At 65.4% G+C, this 1,377-nt stretch carries 1 protein-coding gene; it reads left to right on the forward strand.

The features are described from left to right. Positions 1-1,377: vWA domain-containing protein (locus HX846_RS35470; RefSeq protein WP_178967274.1), on the forward strand; the 1,377-nt coding region annotated here is incomplete at both ends.

Consider the following 1,377-nt stretch of genomic DNA (forward strand, 5'->3'; position numbering starts at 1 on the left):
GCCGCGCCGCCGGTTGCCGAGGCGGCCAAGACCATCGCGCCGCCTGCCGCGCAACCGGTAGCGGCGCAGGTTGACGGCGGTCAACGCCCGTTGCTGATGGCCGGCAAGAAAACCCTGTTCCAGCGGGTACTGAGCAAGCCTGGCGCCAAGCTTTCCCACGAAGCGGGCGGGGCGCCTGGCGAAGGTTTGCCGGCGTTTTCCGTGCTCTATGTCTACCAACGCAAGGACGTCGACGGCAGCCCCTGGCTGCGGGTTGGCGCCGCCACCGACGGGCGCAGCGACGGTTGGCTGCCGGCGGCGCAAGCCAGCGACTGGAAGCAGAGCCTGGTGCTCAAGTTCACCGAGCGTTCGGGCCGGGCGCCGGTGATGTTCCTGCGTCAGTCCGCTGAAGTGGAGAAGCTTTTAGCCGATCCCGCAGCGGCGAAAAACCTGCTGCTCAAGGTGCAGAAAAACACCGAGGACAACCAGCAGGTTCTGGCCCTGGAGCCGACCGCCAGCGCCGTCCCGCAGAACCAGTTCTATTTGCTGCCGATCTTCGACTCCAAAGAGAGCTTCGACGAAAACGGCCAGCCGGTGCAGTTGCTCAACGTCGCCTCCATCGACCCGGGCAACACGCCTAATGTCATCGCCAAGGCTGTCGGCCGAACGCCGGCGATCGATGCCAGCGCCGACGCCTTCCGCACCGCCGTGGTGCTGGTGGTCGACACCACGGTGTCGATGCAGCCCTACATCGACCAGGTTCGCGACGTGGTCCACGAGCTGCAAACCCGTATCGCCGAGCGTGGCGAGCTGGACAGCGTGAGCTTTGGGCTGGTGGGTTTTCGCAACAGCATCAAGAAAACCCCGGGCCTGGAGTATGTGGCCAAGACCCTGATCACCCTCGACCAAGGGCGCGACCCGCAGCGCTTCCTCGACATGGCGCGGCAGGTCAAAGCGTCGACGGTGTCCAGCCACTCGTTCAACGAAGACGCGTTCGCCGGTGTCATGCAGGCGGTGGAAGGCATGGACTGGTCCGGCTACGGCGGGCGCTTGATCCTGCTGGTGACCGACGCCGGTGCGTTGCGCAAGAACGACCCGTTCGCCACCACCCAGATGAACGAAGCCGAAGTACGCCAGGCTGCATTGGGCAAGCAGATCAAGATCTACGCCTTGCACCTGCGCACCGACGCCGGGAAGAAAACCCACAGCGGCGCCGAAACCCAGTACCGCACCCTGACCGCCGATGCCAACCCGCAGATCGGCGACCTGTACACGCCGGTGCCCGGTGGCGATGTACGCAAGTTTGGCGAGCGGGTCGACGAGATCGGCACGGTGTTCGCCAACCTGGTGCATCAGGTGCGCAGCAACACACCGCAGCCGGTGCCGCTGCTCAGTGCC

Source organism: Pseudomonas sp. K5002 (assembly GCF_013386655.1).
GTDB lineage: Bacteria > Pseudomonadota > Gammaproteobacteria > Pseudomonadales > Pseudomonadaceae > Aquipseudomonas.